Source organism: Marinobacterium sp. xm-a-152 (assembly GCF_013282965.1).
Lineage (GTDB): Bacteria > Pseudomonadota > Gammaproteobacteria > Pseudomonadales > Balneatricaceae > Marinobacterium_E.
This window is the reverse complement of record NZ_WBYI01000005.1, coordinates 78,858-96,304: the sequence shown is the minus strand read 5'-3', so window position 1 is coordinate 96,304 and position 17,447 is coordinate 78,858. Positions and strand designations below refer to the sequence as shown.

18 protein-coding genes and 1 tRNA gene are annotated in these 17,447 nt (G+C 50.4%); 11 read left to right on the top strand and 8 right to left on the bottom strand.

All coding sequences use genetic code 11. From position 1 onward, the window contains the following. Positions 1–55: 55 nt before the first annotated feature. From XMA152_RS06105 to XMA152_RS06095, 3 genes are all read right to left on the bottom strand, one after another. Positions 56–430 carry a DUF2237 family protein gene (locus XMA152_RS06105; protein WP_173481250.1) on the bottom strand — a complete coding sequence of 125 codons (375 nt, stop codon included), beginning with the start codon at positions 428–430 and terminating at the stop codon, positions 56–58. Between the two features lie 18 nt (positions 431–448). Next, entirely contained in the window at positions 449–1,504 is a 1,056-nt protein-coding gene (locus tag XMA152_RS06100; protein ID WP_173483051.1) for a PQQ-dependent sugar dehydrogenase, read from the bottom strand. A 641-nt stretch (positions 1,505–2,145) separates the two neighbouring features. Further along, a tRNA-Met gene (locus tag XMA152_RS06095) sits at positions 2,146–2,222 on the bottom strand. Positions 2,223–2,340: 118 nt separating this feature from the next. Between XMA152_RS06095 and XMA152_RS06090 the strand changes: the two genes are divergently transcribed. Continuing rightward, positions 2,341–3,195, top strand: coding sequence for a DUF72 domain-containing protein (locus XMA152_RS06090; protein ID WP_173483050.1), 855 nt, complete (start codon positions 2,341–2,343; stop codon positions 3,193–3,195). Positions 3,196–3,208: 13 nt separating this feature from the next. Here XMA152_RS06090 and apaG read toward each other — a convergent pair whose 3' ends face one another. The 5 genes from apaG to lptD are packed head-to-tail and all read right to left on the bottom strand — an operon-like array spanning position 3,209 to position 9,399. After that, entirely contained in the window at positions 3,209–3,595 is a 387-nt protein-coding gene (gene apaG / locus XMA152_RS06085; protein WP_173481247.1) for a Co2+/Mg2+ efflux protein ApaG, read from the bottom strand. Between the two features lie 26 nt (positions 3,596–3,621). Further along, positions 3,622–4,437, bottom strand: coding sequence for a 16S rRNA (adenine(1518)-N(6)/adenine(1519)-N(6))-dimethyltransferase RsmA (gene rsmA / locus XMA152_RS06080; RefSeq protein WP_173481246.1), 816 nt, complete (start codon positions 4,435–4,437; stop codon positions 3,622–3,624). Between the two features lie 6 nt (positions 4,438–4,443). Further along, positions 4,444–5,433, bottom strand: coding sequence for a 4-hydroxythreonine-4-phosphate dehydrogenase PdxA (gene pdxA, locus XMA152_RS06075; protein ID WP_173483049.1), 990 nt, complete (start codon positions 5,431–5,433; stop codon positions 4,444–4,446). Beyond that, positions 5,433–6,719: a peptidylprolyl isomerase gene (locus XMA152_RS06070; protein WP_371813286.1), complete on the bottom strand. Its 1,287-nt coding sequence runs from the start codon at positions 6,717–6,719 to the stop codon at positions 5,433–5,435. The genes pdxA and XMA152_RS06070 overlap by 1 nt, the downstream gene beginning before the upstream one ends. Continuing rightward, a complete protein-coding gene (lptD, locus tag XMA152_RS06065; protein WP_173483047.1) occupies positions 6,706–9,399 on the bottom strand; it encodes an LPS assembly protein LptD in 2,694 nt (897 codons plus the stop codon). Before lptD ends, XMA152_RS06070 begins: the two co-directional genes overlap by 14 nt. A gap of 111 nt (positions 9,400–9,510) precedes the next feature. Here lptD and XMA152_RS06060 point away from each other — a divergent pair, with 111 nt between their 5' ends. The 10 genes from XMA152_RS06060 (at position 9,511) to rpsF (ending at position 17,431) form a co-directional block, all read left to right on the top strand. Beyond that, positions 9,511–10,533 (top strand): aminoglycoside phosphotransferase family protein, encoded by a 1,023-nt coding sequence (locus tag XMA152_RS06060; protein WP_173481242.1) that lies wholly within the window; start codon positions 9,511–9,513, stop codon positions 10,531–10,533. A 5-nt stretch (positions 10,534–10,538) separates the two neighbouring features. Continuing rightward, complete coding sequence (murU, locus tag XMA152_RS06055) at positions 10,539–11,216, top strand: N-acetylmuramate alpha-1-phosphate uridylyltransferase MurU (RefSeq protein ID WP_217364014.1); 678 nt, start codon at positions 10,539–10,541, stop codon at positions 11,214–11,216. Next, on the top strand, positions 11,216–12,022 hold the full coding sequence (djlA, locus tag XMA152_RS06050) for a co-chaperone DjlA (RefSeq protein WP_173481240.1): 807 nt from the start codon (positions 11,216–11,218) through the stop codon (positions 12,020–12,022). The genes murU and djlA overlap by 1 nt, the downstream gene beginning before the upstream one ends. A gap of 91 nt (positions 12,023–12,113) precedes the next feature. After that, positions 12,114–12,785 (top strand): ribulose-phosphate 3-epimerase, encoded by a 672-nt coding sequence (gene rpe, locus XMA152_RS06045; RefSeq protein ID WP_173483045.1) that lies wholly within the window; start codon positions 12,114–12,116, stop codon positions 12,783–12,785. Beyond that, positions 12,782–13,462, top strand: coding sequence for a phosphoglycolate phosphatase (locus XMA152_RS06040; protein WP_173483044.1), 681 nt, complete (start codon positions 12,782–12,784; stop codon positions 13,460–13,462). Before rpe ends, XMA152_RS06040 begins: the two co-directional genes overlap by 4 nt. 38 nt (positions 13,463–13,500) lie before the next feature. Next, positions 13,501–14,487, top strand: coding sequence for an AEC family transporter (locus XMA152_RS06035; RefSeq protein WP_173483043.1), 987 nt, complete (start codon positions 13,501–13,503; stop codon positions 14,485–14,487). Positions 14,488–14,627: 140 nt separating this feature from the next. Continuing rightward, on the top strand, positions 14,628–15,653 hold the full coding sequence (trpD, locus tag XMA152_RS06030; RefSeq protein WP_173483042.1) for an anthranilate phosphoribosyltransferase: 1,026 nt from the start codon (positions 14,628–14,630) through the stop codon (positions 15,651–15,653). Then, complete coding sequence (gene trpC / locus XMA152_RS06025; RefSeq protein WP_173483041.1) at positions 15,653–16,462, top strand: indole-3-glycerol phosphate synthase TrpC; 810 nt, start codon at positions 15,653–15,655, stop codon at positions 16,460–16,462. The genes trpD and trpC overlap by 1 nt, the downstream gene beginning before the upstream one ends. Positions 16,463–16,474: 12 nt before the next feature. Beyond that, positions 16,475–16,879 carry an OsmC family protein gene (locus XMA152_RS06020; RefSeq protein WP_173483040.1) on the top strand — a complete coding sequence of 135 codons (405 nt, stop codon included), beginning with the start codon at positions 16,475–16,477 and terminating at the stop codon, positions 16,877–16,879. A gap of 144 nt (positions 16,880–17,023) precedes the next feature. After that, a complete protein-coding gene (gene rpsF, locus XMA152_RS06015; protein WP_173481233.1) occupies positions 17,024–17,431 on the top strand; it encodes a 30S ribosomal protein S6 in 408 nt (135 codons plus the stop codon). Positions 17,432–17,447 lie beyond the last annotated feature (16 nt).

The window sequence follows — 17,447 nt, the reverse complement described above, 5'->3', positions numbered from 1 at the left end:
GTAATTGAAAATACTGGAGTTGTGGAGAGGGTAGCTCTTGAGCTCTGTGTGAAAATTAATGAAGATCTATGCTGTACCGTTTAAGCGTCTCGAAACTGATAATCTCAAGTGTTTTTGCATTAGTTGCGGATAGATTAACTCTCGGGGCGCACCCTGAAACCTCAGCTTCCTCCCATCGTTGAGCACATAGGCACCAAGAGTCGCCTGGCTTTAAACCGGGGAACTGATATTCAGGCCGGGCGGTAATGAGATCATTCCCTTTGCGAAGTGAGAAGAGCAGAAACTCCTCCGTCATCACAGCGCAGACCGTGTGGGTTCCGCGATCATATTCATCTGTGTTGCAACATCCGTCTCTGTAATAGCCAGTTAGCGGATCACTGCTACACGTTTCAAGTGGCGTGCCTAATACGTTTAACTGTTGGTTGTTCATCTGTTTTACCTTAATGATTTATCGACTAATCCTATATATGCCACCATTGGGTGCGTCACTCAACACTAAAATTGAGCCATCATTGGCCTGTTCAACGTCTCTAACTCTTCCCATCTCATCATTGAATAATCTCTCCTCTGAAACGGGCAGATTGCTATCAGGATCTATGACGATTCGGTAGATGCTTGTGAACTTCAAAGCGCCAACCAAAAGATTGCCCTGCCATTCGGGAAACATCTCTTCGGTATAGAAGGTCATTCCCGATGGTGCAATGCTTGGATCCCAGACCCAGAGAGGATCGGTATATCCATCGGGTGATGAGTTAAGACCTATATCCCCACCTATGTACTCCTTACCGTAAGAGACGGTTGGCCAACCGTAGTTGTTATCTTGCTCAATGAGATTGATCTCATCACCACCGCGTGGACCATGTTCATGAGACCATAAAAGTCCTGTATTAGGCTGTAATGCAAGACCTTGTGGGTTTCGATGACCCATCGAGTAGATCTCAGGCAACCAATCTTGCTGAGTATTGGCTGGCTCCGGCTCAACAAGGTTCAGTCGAATAATTGATCCAGCATGATTGGAGGGGTTTTGAGCGTTACTGCGATCACCACGGTCGCCCAACGAGGCAAACAGGTAGTTGCCCTTTATGACTATCCGACAGCCGAAGTGTGCACCGGAGGGAGAGCGATGGTTGGAGACAAAAATATCCTTGGGTGTTAAAAGCTGATACCCATCCAATTTGGCCGATGCAATCGCTAAGCCTGCACCACCTTCTAACGGTTTGCTGTAGCAAAGATGTACCCTATTTGATTGTTCATCATAGGCGACATCGAGAAGCCCGCCTTGCCTAAAACTTGCTACAAAAGGGGTGGGTAAAACGGCTCTTTGCTGCCCGGTTGTAAGATTAATGCGCAAAAGGGCACCGGCTCTTGCTGTCACGAGGACCTCTTCATCGTTAAGGACAGCGATACCCCAAGGGTGAGAAATGTCTGAACCTATTTTTTCGATGGTAAAGGCGAGTGAAGCCTGGCTTAGTAGTAAGGCTGATAGGAGAGTGAAGACTTTCATTTCAGATACCGTTAGTTTTTATGTAGTTACGGTATTTGGGCTGGGGTGGATTTTTGGCCAGATTTATGAAAACACCTCCTGTGTTTTCACCCTTCGGGCCGTCGCACCTTTGGTGCTCCTTTCAAGGCCAGATTTGCGATTACACATCCTGTGCAATCGTCCTTCGGACTGCCTTCGGCATCCCAAAATGCTATCCATGCATTTTGGTGAACTGAGTTGTTACTTCACATCCTGTGAAGTAATCCTGCGGACTAGCTTTCAGCTATCCAAATAATGCTGTCCTGCATTATTTGTCGTCAGTTCTGCATCTGACCCATCCGCCAGACGAAAAAAAAGGTATAAACCCTGCGGGCCTATACCTTTTTTTACGTTGGTAGCGGGGGTGAGGTTTGAACTGGTGACCTTCACCGCGGAGCTAATAAGAGTGAGCCCGACGTGGTTTTTTGGGTCGTAGATTCAAGCCAGATTTATGAAAACACTTCCTGTGTTTTCACCCTTCGGGCCGTCGCACCTTTGGTGCTTCGTTCAACCAATGCAATCCATGCATTGGTTGTGAACTGACTGCGCCAGTTCTGCATCTGGCTCATCCGCCAGACGAAAAAAAAGGTATAAACCCTGGGGGCCTATACCTTTTTTTACGTTGGTAGCGGGGGCCAGATTTGAACTGACGACCTTCGGGTTATGAGCCCGACGAGCTACCGGGCTGCTCCACCCCGCATCAACGTGGGGCGTATTATACATAGGTTTAAGGTTGCTACAAGCCTGTTTCTAAAATATTACGATATTCTTCCACTATTTTTTTAGTTTGGTACTCTTTGTAGCCTATTTTAAGGAGTATGGCGTTGCACGATTACTATTTAGGCTTACCTCAGTGGCAACATCCTGTTTGGGAGGGCGGCTGTTTGGCAGGGGGTGGGACTGCGCTACAACGTTATGCTCGTCAATTTTCATCGGTTGAGGGAAACACGACTTTTTATGGTTTGCCTAAACCGGATACGGTGAAGCGTTGGCGGGATGAGACGCCTGATGACTTTCGATTCTGTTTTAAGTTCCACCAAGATCTTTCTCATCGCAGTGCTTTAGAGGTGGCTAATCCTAAAGTGGCCGAGCAGTTTGAAGTGTTGGAGCCGCTGGCGGATAAAATCGGGCTGCTCAATCTGCAGCTACCAAAAAGCTTTAACAGTGAGGGGATTGAGTATATCCATCGATTTCTGTTGGCTCTACCTAAAGCCTTCAACTACTCGGTTGAAGTTCGTCACCCTGAGTTCTTTGCGAAAGGGGATGAGGAGAGGGCGTTTAATCAGATGCTGCTGGAGACAGGCGTCAATCGTGTGATGTTCGACACCCGTCCCATTTTTGCAGTAACCGCCATGGACTCAGCTACCTTAGATGCTCAGCAGAAGAAGCCAAAGGTGCCGTTGCATGTCCTTGCAACTGGTCAGCATCCGCAGGTTCGTTTCATATCGACCATGCAGTGGCAGGAGTCTGATCGCTATTTAGATCAGTGGGTCACTAAGGTGTTGCAGTGGATCGATGAGGGGAGAGTGCCTTATCTCTTCTTTCATACGCCAGATTGTGCTGAAGCACCGGAACTGGCTGCGCGTTTTGTCGATAAGTTGAAAGAGGCAAAACCCTCTGTGCAGGGGGCAACGCCTGAGTTGCTCGCGTCGGAACAGAGCTCTCTATTTTAGAGAGTCCGTTCTCCTAGTGTAACGCGTGAGTTTGTGCCAGTGTGAAGGGGGCAATGGTCGCTTGAAAGGTCTCATTTTCGTCGGTGATCATGTCGTAGTGACCCTGCATGGCACCCACCTCAGTCGCTAAGACCGTGCCGCTGGTGTAGCTGTAGCTTTTGCCCGGTTCAATGGTGGGCTGTTCACCGACAACTCCTTCCCCTAATACCTCTTGTGTCTTCTCATTACCATCGGTAATCAGCCAGCGGCGGCTCAGTAGCTGGATAGGCATAGGGTTATGGTTGGTGATGGTGATGTGGTAAGAAAAGACGTAACGGTGTGTCTCTGGATCCGATTGGTCGGTCAGATAGTCGGTTGTCACATCGATCGCTACGTTTCGGCTCAGTTCATAATCTTGCATGTATAGACAGTCTCGTCGTGCAGTGCTTATTCAGCGCTGTTTCGTAAATCATAGATCGCGTCAGCGATGGCGACAAATTCAGCGAGAGAGAGGCGCTCAGGGCGTAATCCAGGATCAATACCCAAGGCTTCAAGTTGCTCGCCGGTAATCCAACCCTTCATATTGTTACGCAGAGTTTTACGTCGCTGACTGAAACCGGTTCTGACAACGTCAGCCAACAGCTCAGCACTTTTTGCTTGTATGGGTAGCGTTTTGTGCGGAATCAATCTAACAATGGCGGAATCGACCTTCGGTGCCGGATTAAAGGCGCCGGGTGGTACGATAAAGAGCTTCTCTACCTGACAGTAGTACTGCGCCATTATGCCAAGGCGGCCGTAGTGATTTTCCCCCGGCTGTGCAGCTAGACGTTCCACCACCTCTTTCTGCAGCATGAAGTGCATGTCGCTGATCAATCCTGAAAAACTCAAGAGATGGAAAATCAGCGGCGTTGAGATGTTGTAGGGCAGGTTGCCGATCACGCGAAGTGGGCGCTCATCTTGTTGCAGTGACGAGAAGTCAAACTTGAGAGCATCCGCCTCGTGAATCTTAAACTTATCTTCATACCTAAAAAACTTGGTACGCAGGACTGGGACGAGATCACGGTCTAACTCTACCGCTTCCAGCGCACCGGCGAGCTCTAGAATCTCTTCTGTAAGTGCACCTAAACCGGGACCAATCTCAACGAGGTGCTCTTCAGGTTTTGGATTAATCGCAGAGATGATACGACCAATAATAGTAGGGTCGTGCAGAAAGTTCTGACCGAAACGTTTGCGGGCCACGTGCCCAGGGTTTTTACTGCTCATATCAACCTATGATTGTTTACGGTTAGAAGCCATCTCGGCAGCATAACTAAGGGCGGTCTGCAAAGAGCCTGCATCGGCTCTGCCTGTGCCGGCAAGATCCAACGCGGTGCCGTGATCGACTGAGGTGCGCACAATAGGCAGACCCAAGGTGATGTTCACTGCTTGGCCAAACCCTTTGTACTTGAGAACCGGCAGCCCTTGGTCGTGGTACATCGCAAGCACCGCATCAGCGTCTTTTAGATGATGTTCGGTGAAGAGCGTATCGGCAGGGAGTGGGCCAATCAGGTTAACACCCTGTTCCCGGTAGCTATTCAATACCGGTTCGATCGTGTCGATCTCTTCACGTCCCATATGGCCGCCTTCGCCAGCATGGGGGTTTAAGCCTGCAACCAAGACGCTGGGTTTGTCACAACCAAAGTAGTGCTTCAGATCATCCAACAGAATATCGATGACCGAACGAAGTAGCGGTTGCGTTACCGCTTGAGGCACTTCAGATAATGGCAGGTGTGTCGTTGTAAGAGCAACTCGTAGCCCTTCGGTCGCCAACATCATAACAACCTGATCGACGTCACAACGCGATTGTAGAAACTCTGTATGGCCTGTGAAGGGGTAACCGGCATCATTGATAACACCCTTATGAACCGGTGCTGTGCAGATGGCATCAAACATGCCACCCAAAGCCCCGTCTACAGCTAAACGAAGGGTATTCAGAACATAGACGCTATTGAGCGGATCCAGTTGGCCTGGAATAACATCGGCATTCGATGGGGTGCCAATGTAAAAGAGCTCTCCAGGCTGACAGCCAACGGCAGGCTGGTCTGGATCAAACTCATGCAGTTTGATCGGCAAGCCTAAGAGTTTTGCGCGATCGACAATAATGTCAGGGTCACAGATGATGACCAGTTGGTGCTCAGAGCCTTGCTGGGCAATCTGAACACAAAGGTCTGGACCGATGCCGGCCGGCTCGCCCGGGGTCAGTGCAATTCGAAGAGCCACTACTTCACCTTAATGTCGACGTAGGCTTCTGAGCGAAGTTCACGTAACCAAGTGGAGAGTGCTTCATCGTACTTACGTTTACGGATTTCTGAGCGGGCTTGGTTTTCACGCATCTCAGTGGTGAAGTCCTGTTGGCGACGCTCTTGTACTTGTACAATGTGCCAGCCAAAGCGGGATTCGAAAGGCTCGCTCACCTCATTAATAGCCAGTTTGTCCATCTGCTGTTCAAACTCAACAACCATCTTGCCCGGTTGTATCCAGCCCAGTTCACCACCCAATGAGCCGCTGCCCGGGTCATCGCTGTAGCGGCGCGCCAACTCTTCAAATGGCTCGCCCTCTTTGTATCGTGAGTAGAGCTCTTCAGCGAAGGCTTGAGCCTGTGCTGATGTGCGAATCTCTGAAGGGGCTACCAAAATGTGGCGTGCTCGAGTTTCTGTTACCAGTGTGGCTTGATCGCCACGACGCTCGCGCAACTGCAGTAGGTTAAAGCCTGAAGGGGTTCTAACCACTTTAGAGACTTCGCCATTTGATAGACCCGACACAGCAGAGAATATTTGGGTCGGTAGCTCTTGTGCTTTACGCCAACCCAGATCACCACCATTCAGCGCATTGGGTGCGTCCGAGCTGCGTACTGCTAGATCAGCAAAATTAGCGCCTTGATCCAGTTCGGCTTTGAGTTGGTTGGCACGCTCTTGAGCGGATTTAATCTGCTCTGGCGACGCAGGCGAAGGAAGAGCGACTAGAATGTTGCTCAGTAGATATTCACTTCGGTCTTGGTTCTTCGCCAGATCTGAATTGAGATAGTTCTGAACCTCCTGATCCGTCACGCTGACACGACGGTTGACGTTGCTCTGCTGAACACGGCTGATGATCAGTTCACGGCGAATCTGATCACGGACCTGCTGATAGTCACGTCCTTCGTTGATCAAGGCTTTACGGAAATCACTCAGGGATAGGTTGTTCTGTTGAGCGATGCGGTTCATCGTACTGTTCAGTTCACTATCACTGACGCGAATGCCTTGGCGCTCTGCCAGTTGCAGTTGAATACTCTCAATGATCAGCTGCTCTTTGACTTGATTAGCCAAAACCTCAGCGGGTGGTAGCTGAGCTTTACGTGCCGTTAATTGAGCACGGATATCACGAATTCGCTGATCCACTTCAGAGCTCATGATGATGCTTTCGTTAACTACGACGGCAACACGGTCCAGTGCAACGGGCTCTGCAAGCACGGAGCTGCTTGAGAGGGCAAGAATCGCCGATGCGATCAAATGTTTAAAAGTTGTCACGGTCATCCTCGTTATAACCCGTTAAATCCTCAAGGAACTGACGACCTTCGCTCTGACCAAAGGCGCCCAGACCGCGAAGAATGAATTGAATGTAGAACTTGTTCTCACGTTCGAAATCGCTGCTGCCGTCGACAATGCTTCGCTGTCCGGTAAAGCGCACCTTCCAACAGCAGTTTTCGTACTCGATACCGGCAAGCGTCTCTAGGTTTTCAGACTCTTTAATATCCTGGGTGTATCGCGCAACGCCGCTCCACTCTGTCGTGATCGGCCAACGCGTGGCCAGATCGATCTGGTTGAAGGTGTTGTTACCGTCACTGCTCTGCGTTTTACGTAGGTTTGCATAGAGTAGTCGCTCATCATCTGGGCGGTAGTAGGCACGATAGTTTTCGGTCAATAACGCAGCTGTTTCACGATCAATACGCGAGTCATGGCTTAGCGTCAGCACTTCAGAGGGCTTCCAACTAGCGTAGACAGCGTAATCCGATTGATCGGCACTGCCAGTTGCATCGCCTGGGCGAGCATCGTGATCACCAAAGTAGTGAGCCTGTGCAATGCCTGCCGAGATAAGCTCACGCCCCGTCAGACTGTAGACTTTGCTCTCTAGACCTAGGGTTGCTTGATCAGTATGGCTGACACGGTCATTACCTGAGTAGCCTAAGTTATCGAACAGGTTGCCGTAGCTAAAGCCAAGGGCGCCTGAGTCAAAGTTAAGTGTGTCTGTATCCTCACCATCGACATGTATCAGTTTGATGCGTGGCTCTAGTGTCTGAGTGGCAATCTCGCCCTGACGTTCAAAGATCAGGCCTGAATCCAAAGAGGCAAATAGGTTGGTGTGCGACGCACTGCTATTATCTGAGAAGTCATAGCTTGAGTGCCAAACGCCCGCTTCAGGTCGTAGGTAACCCCAAGTGGTCTCCGCGCTGTAACCGATTGACTGGCGGGCATGAAGACGACTGCCGTCGGTTGCGCTCTCATCGGTTGAATCAAACTGCGTGTACTGCACAGCGAGATTCAGCGCTGTCTCATTCAGACTTTGGCTGGTACTGAAATTGAGCTGAGGCATGCGCTTGTGGCTGGTTGAGCCATTCAAGATCTGATAATCGTTAACCAGCGCCGATGCACTCCAGCTATTACCGCTATAGGCTACTTGAGCACGCTGAGACAGTACATCAGCAGCCGGTACCGCAAGCGTTACCGGCGTTAGGTCGTCAAAGTAGTTGTCATCACTGACGCGTGTAAAGCTGACATCACTCGACCAGTTGGGTGCCGGAGTGCCGGTATGATTGAAGTCGATCAACCAGCGCTCACTCCCCTGAAGGTCATCATCGGGAAGCCAGCTGGTATTCAGCGTGTTCATGCTGAAGCTGTTGAGGTAGCGCGCCTCGTTTTCAAACAGTACGCCACGCTGTTCGATGATGCGCGTCGTTAGCGTGTCATCGATGTTAGGCGCAATGTTGAAGTAGTAGGGCAGAGCCAGATCGTAACCATCCTGCTCGCTGGTGCTGAGGGATGGATAGAGTAGACCCGTTCTGCGCGTGTCATTCAATGGCCAGTAGAAGTAGGGCAGGTAGAAGACCGGTACACCAGCAACTTCAAAGCGGGTATTCCACGCCTCTCCATAACCCTCTTGAGGATAGAGCTCCATCTGCGCTGCTCGAATACCCCAGTCGTTATTACCCGGTTCACAGTAGGTAATCAGCGTATCTTCAGCTTCAACTCGCTGATCACCAAAGCGGGTCATCGCCTCAGCATCACCACGCATGTGTTGGTCATGCATAACGAAGCGCGCTTCATTGGCGATGGCGATCTTATTGTTCAGGTCAGCAGACATAGTGTCTGCAGTCATCAATAGGTTGGGTTCACGGTAACGCACATCGCCACGCAGCAGAGCTTGGCGCGATTGAGATTCAAACTCAGCAAGGTTGGACTTAATTTGGCGGCCAGACTCTTCGATGATGATGTTGCCACGTAAAATGGATAAACCATCGAGATCGGCATCGGATTCGTCAGCGTTGATGACGGTGCTGCTCTCTTCGTTACCGGGAGCAAGATCCCCAACCCAGATGTTCGGCTCTTCATAACGACCTTTACAGACCAAACCTTCAGCATCCAGAGGTGCTAAACGAACCCAGTCTAAATTGATGTCACGTCGATCATCGCTCGGGTCGCGAATGATGGCTACATTGCTCTCTTTCTCAGGTTGCGGTTCTGGTGACGGTTCGGGGCTTTTTGCTACTGCCGGTGGCTTAGGTGCTTCTGCACTCTCCTCTAGCTTAGCTGGAAGGGTGACCGCCTCAATCGGCTCATCTGGCGCTTCGCTCGTTGCAGTCGTTGCAACAGCTTTTCTGTCAGGCTCTGGTTTAGCGTCCGTTTTAACGGGTGCAGGTTTAGCAGCGATTTTCTGTTCTGGTTTCTGCTCTGGCTCGGCGGTCAGAGCTTTTTGGGGCTCTGGCAGCGGTTTAGGCAGCGGTTTTGTGATCTGTGCTTCGATCGCATCTTCAGTTGCTGAGATGCGAGTTAACGGAACCGGTTCAGGTTTGTAATCGGCAGAAGCACCGCAGCTCCAACCTCGGTCAGTCTGCTGACAGTCCCAGGCGCCCGCTGCATTAGCGGCGTTTGAACCACCTGCAACAACCAAGCCTAAAATGATTTTTGTAATTGCGTTTTTTTCGAAGGGCATTGAATGCGATCCGCTGGCTACCGAGACGACGTTTAAGTAGCCTCAAAAGTCGAGTAATATTGGGCACTTATAATAAAGATTCCCGCTCTTCAGTACCAGAGGTTAACGTAAATGGGTTCGCGCCAAGCGCAATTAAAAAACTGGGCTAGACAGGTTTGGCCCTATGCCGATCGCGACCAGCTAGAGATTACCCCTGTCAGCGGTGATGCCAGTTTCCGTCGATACTTCCGTGCGTCGACACCTACAGCAGAGTTAATCGCTGTGGATGCCCCACCAGAGAAAGAGAATTCAGAGCCATTTGTGCGTATCGCTAAAGAGTGGTCTGAAAAAGGCATTCATGTGCCTGAAGTGGTGGCTGATGATCTTGCTTTAGGCTTTATGCTGCTGGAGGATTTTGCTGATCAGCAGCTCTTAGATCGCCTGAAATCCGAAGGTGATGCGTCCTATCTTCAGGCATTAGAGACGCTGTTGGGTATTCAGATGCTGCCGGCTGAGGGCTTGCCCAACTATGATGCCGCCGTGCTGACACGTGAGATGAATCTTTTCCCAGAGTGGTTCTTAGGTGAGATGCTTGGCATCACAGAGGGCTGGGATAGCCTTCTAGAGAAGACCTATCAGCAGTTGATCGAATCGGCGTTCAGTCAACCTCAAGTTTGTGTGCATCGCGACTATCACTCGCGCAATCTAATGCCGTTAGTCGATGGCGGACTGGGTGTGATCGATTTTCAGGATGCATTGATCGGTCCTGTCACCTATGACTTGGTGTCACTGTTACGTGATAGCTACATCGAGTGGCCAGAGTCAACGGTCGCTGAATGGGTAGAAAACTACCGCCTCATGCTGATGGATGTCGGTTTCTCTTTGCCAGACTCAGTAGGGTTTAAAAAGCTCTTCGATCTGATGGGCATGCAGCGTCAGCTCAAGGTGTTGGGTATCTTCTCCAGACTCTACCTGCGTGATGGGAAATCGGGTTACCTTAAAGATATTCCATTGACCTTCGAATACCTCTATCGAGCTGCTTCGACCCATTCGGAATTCTCCGATCTAAAAGAGGCGCTATCTGGGCTGATACCTGCCATGCGTCAACACGAGCTGCTTGGTCAGCATATCGCTTCAGAGTGGCCAAAACCGTGAAAGCTATGATTTTAGCGGCGGGCTTGGGAACTAGAATGCGCCCGCTGACACTAACAACCCCCAAGCCTTTGATACCGGCTTTGGGAAAGCCTTTGATTGTTTATCAGATCGAAAATCTGGTTCGCGCGGGCATCACTGATATTGTGATTAATCACGCTTGGCTCGGTGATCAGATTGAGCGAACACTGGGCAGTGGCGAGCAGTTTCGTTGCTCATTGCGATATTCAGCTGAGCAGGAGCCTCTTGAGACGGCAGGTGGTATTCGTAAAGCTCTGCCGATGCTCAAATCAGAAGATTCAGATCAGCCGTTTATTCTGGTCAATGGGGATGTCTATCTCTCCCAAGAGTACTCAGATCTGGATTTAACTCTGGATTCAGACGACCTGGCTAAACTCTGGTTGGTTGATAATCCAAGCTGGCACATTGATGGCGACTTTGCCCTGTCTGATCAGCGAGTCTCACTTCAGGGTGACGAAAAGCTGACTTTTGCGGGTGTGAGTCTGTTACGACCTTCACAGTTTGATGAGTTGGCGCTTAACGAAAAAGCGGCATTAGCGCCGCTTTTACGCAGAATGATAGAGCAGTCTAAAGTGGCCGGTGCTAAGCTAGGCGGATATTGGAATGATGTGGGTACGGTGGATCGCCTTGCCGATGTTGAAACCTTTTTGAAAGAGGCGGGTTGATGAATCCTCAAGCCATAGGCGAACAAATTTTTCGATACCGTTCCGGTGTAGTGTTAGGTGCACTGGTAGGCCTGTTTACCGGTGGTATCTGGGGTCTGATTTTTGGTGGTTTTTTAGGCTTTCAGTTAGAGCGTGGCATTCGTTCAGCTAAGCAGATGGCACCACAGTTAATATTCTTTCGAGCGACCTTTGCCGTCATGGGGCGTATCGCAAAAGCGGATGGGCGAGTGACCGAGGATGAGATCGCATACGCCCGCTCCGTGATGGATCGAATGCAGCTCGATGAGTCCAAGCGCCGAGAGGCGATAGAGTACTTTACCGAGGGTAAGTCCCCAGACTTTGATCTGGATCCACTGTTGCGCCCACTTGCTGCAGTCTTTAGACATCGTAATGACCTGCGCATGATCTTTTTTGAATTGCAGATGGCAGCGGCTTTTGCCGATGGTGAAATCAGCGATGCCGAGCGTTTGGTGATTGTCGATATCTGTCAGCGACTGGGTCTTAAACGCGATGCCATTGATGCTCTGATTCGTCGAATGCAGGCGCAAAGCAGTTTTCATCAGCACTGGCAGGGTGGTGCACCGACTCAGCAGCGTATCGATGAGGCCTATGGTGTACTCGGTGTGGATGCCAGTGCCACCGATGCACAGGTAAAAAGGGCTTGGCGCAAACTGATGAGTCAGCACCACCCTGATAAGCTGGTCTCAAAAGGTTTGCCAGAAGAGATGATGCAGCTGGCTAAAGAGAAGGCGCAAGAGATCCAGGCGGCCTATGACCTGATTCGAGAGGTCCGCAAAGCCAGTTAACGGCCCATTAAAAGAGTCTTCAGTTTTTCTTTCTGTTGTCTCTTTTAGCACTGACTTAAAATGAACCCAATTAAACAGTTAGGTTAGACCCATGAAAGATTTTTTGATTGCCCCTTCAATATTGTCAGCGGATTTTGCTCGTTTAGGTGAAGAGGTTGAAAACGTATTGGAAGCAGGCGCCGATATTGTTCATTTCGATGTGATGGATAATCACTACGTTCCTAACCTGACCATTGGCCCAATGGTCTGTAAGGCACTGGTTAACCATGGCATTAAAGCGCCAATTGATGTGCATCTGATGGTTAAACCTGTCGATCGTCTGATCGGTGACTTCATCGACGCTGGCGCCAGCTACATCACCTTTCACCCTGAAGCGTCTGAGCATATCGATCGCTCACTGCAGATGGTGCGTGACGGGGGTTGTAAATCTGGCTTGGTGTTTAACCCAGCGACGCCGCTGCACTACCTTGATCATGTCATGGATAAAGTCGACATGATTCTTCTAATGTCGGTGAACCCCGGTTTTGGTGGTCAGAAGTTCATTCCAGGAACGCTGGATAAATTGCGCGAAGCACGTCGTCGTATTGATGAGTCTGGTTTGGATATCCGTCTTGAGATAGACGGTGGTGTAACGACCAGTAATATTGCAGAGATCGCGAAAGCGGGTGCCGATACATTCGTTGCAGGCTCTGCGATCTTCAATACCGATGACTACAAAGCGACCATCGACACTATGCGAGCGGAGCTAGCTACCACGCGATGAGACTCTTTGCCGATCAAGCACCCAAACTCATCATGTTGGATCTGGATGGTACTCTAGTCGACTCCGTTCCAGATCTGACGGTCGCGGTCGATCAGATGTTAAAAGCCGTTGGCAAACCCGAGGCGGGTGATGCCAAAATTCGAACCTGGGTCGGTAATGGTGCGCATGCGCTGGTCGCTAGGGCGCTATCGGATGCCATGGACTATCCCGCTGATCTTCAAGAGACACCTGAGTATCAGCAGGCTTATCAGTTGTTTCTTAACTACTACGAAGCCTCTAATGGCGTGACGGCTTGTACCTATCCTGGGGTTAAAGAGGCGCTGGCGCGTTGGAGCCAAAAAGGCATCAAGCTGGCGGTCGTTACCAATAAGCCTATGCAGTTCACCACTCCATTAATTGAAGGGGTGGGCATTGCTCATCTGTTTGATTTTGTGAGTGGTGGCGACTCGCTACCTAAACGTAAGCCCGAACCTGATCAGTTACTGGATATCATGGTTAAAGCGGGTGTGAGTGCTGACGAATCCCTCATGGTGGGTGACTCTTCCAATGACATTAATGCCGCTCATGCTGCCGGCGTAGCCGCTCTGGCAGTGCCTTACGGATACAATCATGGGCGCCCTATTGAAGAGTGCAACCCAGATCAGGTAGTCGAGTCACTGGACTCTTTTCACCACTAATTGGCTATTAACTTTCAAGGATTGATGGTTAGCGCTTTATGGATAAGCTCTCCTTTTCGCTGTTCATTATTTTTGCCGGTCTGGGCAGTGGCTACCTGCTGCGCAGAGTCGTTGAAGCGTCTCTTATTAGGCTCCCTTTTGCGTTAACCACACTCAGTCGCGTGACGCGTGATTTAGGCATCATGGTGATGATCCCCATCGCCTTTCTATTAGCGATCTGGGTGCTCGAGTTTACGGATCCTAGCCTTCTGGCACTGCCTTTGATCTGCCTATTTGCTTTGATCGTCGGCGGTCTGCTGGGCTATGGCTTGGGTCTCTTAAATAAGCAGGATCGACCAAGTCGAGCTGTAATGGGCTTAACCACCAGCTTCACCAATATTGGTGCCATGGGATCCTTGGTGGTCTACCTCTTTTTGGGTGAGGCGGGCTTTGCGTTGGTCACCCTCTATCGACTGTTTGAGGAGATCTTCTATTTTCTGGTGGGGTATCCGGTCGCGCAGTGGGTTTCAGGCAAAGGGAGTGAGGGGCTGACTCGTTCTCAGCGACTCATTAAGGTGATTAAGCAGCCCTTTCTTATCGCTATTTTAACGGCGTTTACCCTTGGGTTTCTGTTTAACCTCAGCGGAATAGACCGTCCTCTATTTCTAGACAGTGCGAATGATTGGGTCATTCCGATCGGGACCTTCAGTATGCTGGTGTCGGTCGGCTTGGGATTGAAACTGACCAGTATTGCGCGCTACGCCAAATATTCACTGCAAGTGGCCATTACCCGCGTCACCTTGGTTCCGCTGTTGACCCTCTCTATGGCCTGGTTGGTTGGATTGGGCGAATACGCCGGTGGCTTGGCGCTCGGCGTCGTGTTGATATTGAGCTCCATGCCCCCTGCGGTCAACTCAGTGGTGGCCAGCGCCTATTACGATTTGGATGTTGATCTGGCTAACTCAAATTGGATTGTCTCGACGCTTTCGATGGCGTTGGTGGTCCCTTGGCTCTACTTCGCTCTGCATTTAATGCAATTGGTCTAGGATCGCCAAAAGGCTAAGGATTTTCTTCTAAAGAGGTTGCGAACCCGATTGGGATTGGGCATCGTACAGCATCACCAAAAGATAACAGTTATTGTTATAACAGTTGCGCGTGCGCTGCGAGCACGAAGAAAGGAAATACCATGGATATTAAAGAGGCATTAGCCTTAGTTGTTGCGGGGCATCACCTATCGCGTGATGAGATGACCGCGGCTATGCGCCAGATCATGACAGGCGAGGCGACCGACGCTCAGATCGGTGCTTTTCTAACAGCACTTCGCATTAAAGGCGAAACCGTAGAAGAGATTACCGCAGCAGCCGATGTTATGCGCTCTCTAGCAGTACCGGTGAGTGTCACAGAACCACAAGCGGTCGACATTGTTGGTACCGGCGGGGATGGTTCAAACCTGTTTAATGTCTCTTCTGCGACCTCGTTTGTTGTCGCAGCTGCGGGCGGTACTGTAGCAAAGCATGGTAATCGTTCGGTCTCTTCAAAATCAGGTGCTGCAGATCTTCTTGAGGCGGCGGGTATTCACTTGGCGCTGAACCCAGAACAGGTTGCTCGCTGTATTGATGAGGTGGGAGTCGGCTTTATGTTTGCGCCACAGCATCACAGTGCGATGAAGCATGCCATCGGTCCTCGTCGTGAGTTGGCGATGCGTACGCTGTTTAATGTTCTGGGTCCTCTGACCAACCCAGCGGGTGCTAAGCACTACCTCATGGGTGTGTTTGATGAGTCTTTGTGTCGCCCAATGGCTGAAGCCTTGCGCAGTTTGGGTGCCGTACACGCTTTGGTTGTTCACTCTAATGATGGTCTGGATGAGATCTCGCTGGCGACCACAACGCAGGTGGCAGAGCTGAAAAACGGTGAAGTAACAGAGTACGAAATTACAGCCGAAAGCGCGGGTCTTGAAGCACAAACCCTAGAAGGTTTGCAGGTGGCTGATGCGAACGAAAGTCTTGCTCTGATTCGAGCAGCGATGAGTGGCGCCAACCCTAAAGCGGCCGATATGGTAGCGCTGAATGCGGGTGCTGCACTCTACGCAGCGGACAAGGTTGAGTCACTCAAAGCGGGTGTCCAGTTGGCGGTGGAGACGCTCGCATCCGGTGCGGCGTTAGCGAAAATGGAAGAGCTGGCTCGTTTCAGTCAGGCGTTTAAGGAAGCCTAATGTCAAATATCCCTACGGTACTAACCCGAATTATTGATCGTAAATTTGAAGAGATTGCCGAACGTTCAGAACAGGTCTCTATTACTGATCTGAAAGCTCAAATCGAAACGAACCGAGGCGGTGCCACTGATCCGCGCGGTTTCGTGAAATCGATGCAAAATGCATTGTCAGAAGGTCGCTCGGCAGTCATTGCTGAGATTAAAAAAGCGAGCCCTAGTAAAGGGGTACTACGTGAACACTTTCACCCAGCTGATATCGCGCAATCTTATGCCGCAGGCGGTGCAAGTTGTCTGTCGGTATTGACCGATGTTGATTTCTTTCAGGGGGCTACTGAGTACCTACAGCAGGCTCGTGCAGCCTGTTCGCTACCGGTCATTCGCAAAGACTTTATTGTCGATGAGTACCAGGTCTATGAAGCGCGTGCCATGGGTGCGGATTGTATACTGCTGATCGTGTCGGCTTTGGATGATGCCAAAATGAAAGAGCTCAACGACCTAGCTATATCGCTGGGTATGGATGTGCTGATCGAAGTGCACGATCGTGACGAGCTGCTCCGTTCTCTGCCGCTGGGCAACACCCTAGTGGGTATTAATAACCGTAACTTGCACACCTTTGACGTTAGCTTAGATGCCACCATACAGCTGTTGGCGGACATTCCTGATGATCGTATTGTAGTCACCGAGAGTGGTATTTTAGGGCCCGACGATGTGGCGCTAATGCGTCAGCATCAGGTAAACGCCTTCTTGGTGGGTGAGGCATTTATGCGTGCCGACGTGCCGGGTGAACGTCTGGCTGAGCTGTTTAAATAAAAGGATTTTATTATGCATGTTGAAGTAAGCTGGGAAGGGGAAGAGCGTTTTAAAGCGATTACCGACTCTAAGTTTGAAGCACATATTGACCGTGATTTAGAGACTGGGCCGCGTCCAATGGAGTACATCCTGGTTGGCTTAGGTGGCTGTGCCAGTGTTGATGTCATGAGCATTCTGAAAAAAGCTCGCCAAGATGTGGTTAGCTGTGTTGCCTCCATTGATGCAGAGCGAGCAGACGCTGTGCCTGCTGTCTTCACTAAGATCCATCTGACCTTTAAGGTCACTGGCCATAACCTTAAACCGGCCGCGGTTGAACGTGCGGCTCGTTTGTCGGCAGAGCAGTACTGTTCAGTCTCTAAGATGCTTGAAGGTGGTGGAGTCGAGATTACTCACAGCGTGGAGATCAACGACGCATAATCCCGCACTGGACTTGCAAAAGGGCGCGCAGATCAGTATGATCACGCGTCCTTTTTTATATCAACCTCCTTGCTTTTGGAAAGATCGGCTGTAAAGGGGCCGGTCACAGACGATCCAAAGGCTAATAAACCGTAAGGAGCTACAATGCGTCACTACGAAGTACTGTTCATGGTTCACCCGAACCAGAGCGAGCAAGTGCCTGCAATGATCGAGCGTTACACGACTCTGATCGAAGGCGATAACGGCAAGATCCACCGTCTAGAAGACTGGGGTCGTCGTCAATTGGCTTACTCAATTAACAATGTACACAAAGCACACTACGTTCTTATGAACATCGAAGCTACTCAAGCTGTAATGGACGAGCTAGAAAACTTGTTCCGCTACAACGATGCTGTGCTACGTAACATGGTTATTCGCACTAAAGAAGCGATCACAGAGCCATCTCCAATCAAAGCTGCTGAAGCGCGTGAAGAGCGTAAGCCTCGTCGCGAAGAGCGTCCAGCGCCAGCTAAAACTGAAGAAACTGCTCCAGCAGCAGCTTCTGAAGAATAATTTAAGTAGGAGATAT